Annotated in this window: 3 protein-coding genes and 1 pseudogene; all 4 read left to right on the top strand. The window is 64.7% G+C overall.

The window, feature by feature from the left end:
• Positions 1 to 204 (top strand): annotated as a pseudogene (locus tag HMPREF9538_RS31765) (alpha/beta fold hydrolase); the annotation flags it as partial.
• Between the two features lie 89 nt (positions 205 to 293).
• Positions 294 to 1,034, top strand: coding sequence for a response regulator (locus HMPREF9538_RS07160; RefSeq protein WP_004180014.1), 741 nt, complete (start codon positions 294 to 296; stop codon positions 1,032 to 1,034).
• On the top strand, positions 1,031 to 2,374 hold the full coding sequence (locus HMPREF9538_RS07165) for an ATP-binding protein (protein WP_009485832.1): 1,344 nt from the start codon (positions 1,031 to 1,033) through the stop codon (positions 2,372 to 2,374). Before HMPREF9538_RS07160 ends, HMPREF9538_RS07165 begins: the two co-directional genes overlap by 4 nt.
• Positions 2,375 to 2,476: 102 nt before the next feature.
• Positions 2,477 to 3,667, top strand: a complete 1,191-nt coding sequence (locus HMPREF9538_RS07170; RefSeq protein ID WP_004184155.1) for a cytochrome c biogenesis protein/redoxin — start codon at positions 2,477 to 2,479, stop codon at positions 3,665 to 3,667.
• The last annotated feature ends 381 nt before the right edge of the window (positions 3,668 to 4,048 follow it).

Below are 4,048 nucleotides of genomic sequence, written 5' to 3'. Positions count from 1 at the left end.
CTGGCGGCGCTACCGCCGATAACCGTGCCCACCATCACCCTGGAAGGGGCGAATAACGGCGCGCCGCATCCGGCTCCCGCCAGCTACCGTGCCAAATTTACCGGTAAATATGAGCACCGGGATCTGCCGGGAGCGGTGGGCCATAACCCGCCGCAGGAGGATCCGACGGCGTTTGTGCAGGCGGTGGTGGACGCCGATCGTTTGTACCCCGCGCCTTGCCGGCGGCGCGACGTTGCGCTTCCGGCAACACGGCTTATGCTTGTGAAGAGTTTATTTTGCCCCAGGAGCAGCCTTTGGAGCGTATTGACCACATCCTGGTCGTCGACGACGACCGCGACATCCGGGAACTGATTGTCGACTATCTGGAAAAATCGGGATATCGCGCCAGCGGCGCGGCGAACGGCAAAGCCATGTGGTCGGTACTCAAAAACCATCAAATTGACCTGATTGTGCTGGATATTATGATGCCGGGAGAGGATGGCTTAACGCTCTGTCGCCAGCTGCGCGCTAACCCGCAGCAGGATATCCCGGTGCTGATGCTCACCGCCCGCACTGATGACAGCGACCGGATCCTCGGCCTGGAAATGGGGGCTGACGATTATCTGATTAAGCCCTTTGTGGCTCGCGAACTGCTGGCGCGCATCAAAGCTATTTTACGCCGCACCCGGGCGCTGCCGCCGAACCTGCAGATCACCGAGGCGGGCAGGCTGATCGCCTTTGGCGACTGGCTGCTCGATACCGCCGCCCGTCATCTACTGGACGACAGCGGCGCCATCGTCGCCCTCAGCGGGGCGGAGTATCGGCTGCTGCGGGTGTTTCTCGACCATCCCCAGCGGGTGCTGAACCGCGATCAGCTGCTCAATCTGACCCAGGGACGCGACGCGGAACTGTTTGAGCGGTCAATTGACCTGCTGGTGAGCCGACTGCGCCAGCGGCTACGGGAGGATGCTCGCGAGCCGGCCTACATTAAAACGGTGCGCAGCGAAGGCTATGTGCTGTCGGTACCGGTCTCCATTCGCGAGAGGCATGAATGAGGTTCTGGCCCGCCTCGCTGCAGTCGAGGCTGATGGCGCTGCTGTTTCTGGCGCTGCTGCTGGCGAATACCTTAACCCTGTCGCTGCTGTTTTATGAGCGTATGAGCAGCGCTCGCAGCGTGATGCTGGGCAATCTGGCTTCCGATGTCGCCACCAGCGTGGCGATCCTTGACCGCCTGCCGGCCGCTGAGCGCCCACAATGGCTGCCGAAGCTGGCGCGCGGCAATTATCGCTATCTGCTGGACGCCGGGGAGCGCGGCGATTACCCGGACAGCTGGCGCGCCCGGGACGCAGCGCGCTCCCTGCAGGAGGCGCTGAGCGCGCAGTATCCGGTAAGTATTGTGGCGATCCCCGGCCCGCGGCAGCATATTCAGGCCCATATTACCCTTCACGACGGCGCGCCGTTGACCCTCGACCTGTGGCCGAAACTACCGGCCATCGCCCGCTGGCTGCCGGTGGTGCTGATCGCTCAGTTTGTCCTCCTGCTGGCCTGCGCCTGGTACGCGGTTCGCCAGGTATTGCTGCCCATCTCCCGCTTTACCCACGCGGTAAATGCCCTGGAGCCGGCCAGCGACACGGCGGGAACTATGGCCGAGCAGGGGCCGGAGGAGGTGCGTCGCGCCGCCCGCGCGTTTAACGCGATGCAGGCGCGCATCCACGATCATCTGCAGGAGCGAGCGCGGATCCTTGCCGCCATCTCCCACGATCTGCAAACCCCGATAACCCGAATGAAGCTGCGGGTGGAGATGGCCGACCAGCCGGAACTGCGCGATAAGCTACTGCAGGATCTCGACAATATGACCCGTCTGGTGCGGGAGGGCATCGCCTTCGCCCGCACCTCGCAGCCGCTGGAGGAGGCGCGACAGCGGCTGAATCTCGATGCGTTTCTCGACACCATCGTCTGCGATTATGCCGATGTCGGCCGGCCGGTCCAGTTTTGTCCCGAAGAGACCGCCGGGGTGGTGTGGGTCCCGCCGCAGGCTCTGCGCCGGGTGATGGCCAATCTTATCGATAACGCCTTGAAATTCGGTACGACGGCCACGGTAACCCTGACCCGTGACGCCGTGGGGGATATCACCCTTCATGTGCTGGATGAGGGGCCGGGGATCCCCGAGGCCTCGCTGCAGGCGGTGCTGCAGCCGTTTTATCGCCTGGAGGACTCGCGCAATCGCGATACCGGCGGCACCGGCCTGGGGCTGGCGATCGCCGCGCAGCTGGTCAGCCAGATGGACGGCGCGCTGCGCCTGGCCAACCGCCCGCAGGGCGGCCTGGACGCCAGCGTTCGCCTTGCCGCGGCGGGATTGTATCCTGCTGTATCTCCGGGGAAGACGGATAACTAAGCCGACAATTCTCCCCCTTTCCCGACACATTCGCCTTACATGGCCTTGCTGTAATGTCGTGGCTGCCACTCTCGGCAGCGACGGCATAATGAGGAGAAGGCGATGTCGATATTAATTGCATTTTTGGGCGGAATGTTAACCCTGCTGAGCCCCTGTACGCTGCCGGTGATCCCGCTGCTGTTCGCCAGCGTCCGGGGCCGCCGGGGGCAGCTGGCGATCATGCTGGCAGGAATGGCGCTGATGTTCGGCGCTGTCTCCTGGCTGGTGACGGTCGCCAGCGGCTGGGTGGTGAATCTGACCCTCGCAGGCCGCGGTCTGGCGCTGGCGTTCTTCGCCCTGGTCGGGCTGAGTCTGCTTTCGCAACGCGTCGCGCAACGGCTGACCTCACCCCTGGTAGCGTTGGGGAATCAGCTTAACGATGCCAGTTCACGCCAGCGCGGCTGGATCGGTTCTCTGCTGGCCGGGCTGGCGGTGGGCCTGCTGTGGGCGCCGTGCGCCGGGCCGGTATTGGGGGCGATACTTAGCCTGGGCTTTGTGCATCCGGGGCAGGCGACTACCGGCGGCTTGCTGCTGGCTTACGGCAGCGGCGGGGCGCTGATGTTATTCCTGCTGGGGTGGTGCGGGGCGGCGTTGATCGCCAGATTGCGTCGCGGACAGGCGTTCGGCGAACGGCTGCGCCGGTTGGCAGGGGGGGCGATGCTGGCCTCGGTGGCGCTGATCGCCAGCGGCGGCGATCGCTATCTGCAGAGCGCTGGTGGACTGAGCCAGGCGCTGGAGCAGCGGCTGGCAGCCCGTCTGCCGCAGCCGGAGCAAAAGACCAGCCTCCAGCCGATCGCCGCGCCGCAGCCCAGCAGCGCGATGCCCTCTCTGGCGGGGGGCAGCGCATGGATCAACAGCCCGGCGTTAACTCCGGAGCGTCTGAAGGGCAAAGTGGTGCTGGTGGATTTCTGGACCCGGGAGTGTATCAACTGTCAGCATACCCTGCCTTACGTGCGCGACTGGGCGAACAAATACCGCGCGGCAGGCCTTGTGGTGATTGGCGTTCATACCCCGGAATATCCCTGGGAGCGTTCGTTGCCCCTGCTGCGCCAGGCGGTGAAGGACTGGCGGATAACCTACCCGGTGGTGGCGGATAATGAGTACGCCATCTGGAACGCCTTCGGCAATCAGTACTGGCCGGCGCATTACATTTTCGACGCTCGCGGACAGCTGCGCTATACCGCCTTCGGCGAAGGGGATTATGCCCGCCAGGAGCAGGTGATCCAGCAGCTGCTGCAGGAGAGCAAAGCCTGACCCGCGGCGCAGGCGTCTGGCGGACGGATCCCTCCAGCCCTTATACCTGATACCGGGCGGCGCTGCGCTTGCCCGGCCTACATGAGCGCGCAGGGAGAATGTAGGCCCGGTAAGGCGTAGCCGCCACCGGGCATTGAAGCGGGAACGGCGCTGGATGTCCATTGCCGGTGACTGCCGGACGGTTCCGTTCATCTCTTGTGCCTGTTGCCGGGCGGCGCTGCGCTTGTCCGGCCTACATCAGCGCGCAGGGAGAATGTAGGCCCGGTAAGGCGTAGCCGCCACCGGGCATCGAAGCGGGAGAGGCGCGGAATGCCCATTGCCGGTGACTGCCGGACGGATCCGTTCATCTCTTGTGCCCATTGCCGGGCGGCGCTGCGCTTG

Origin of the sequence: Klebsiella sp. MS 92-3, assembly GCF_000195655.1 — a bacterium.
Classification (GTDB): domain Bacteria; phylum Pseudomonadota; class Gammaproteobacteria; order Enterobacterales; family Enterobacteriaceae; genus Klebsiella; species Klebsiella pneumoniae.
This window is presented reverse-complemented; position numbering and strand designations above follow the sequence as displayed.

Excerpts from the sequence above, each read along its gene's own strand:
- HMPREF9538_RS07165 (WP_009485832.1), top strand. The coding sequence starts at position 1,031 with ATGAGGTTCTGGCCCGCCTCGCTGCAGTCGAGGCTGATGGCGCTGCTG.
- HMPREF9538_RS07170 (WP_004184155.1), top strand. The coding sequence starts at position 2,477 with ATGTCGATATTAATTGCATTTTTGGGCGGAATGTTAACCCTGCTGAGC.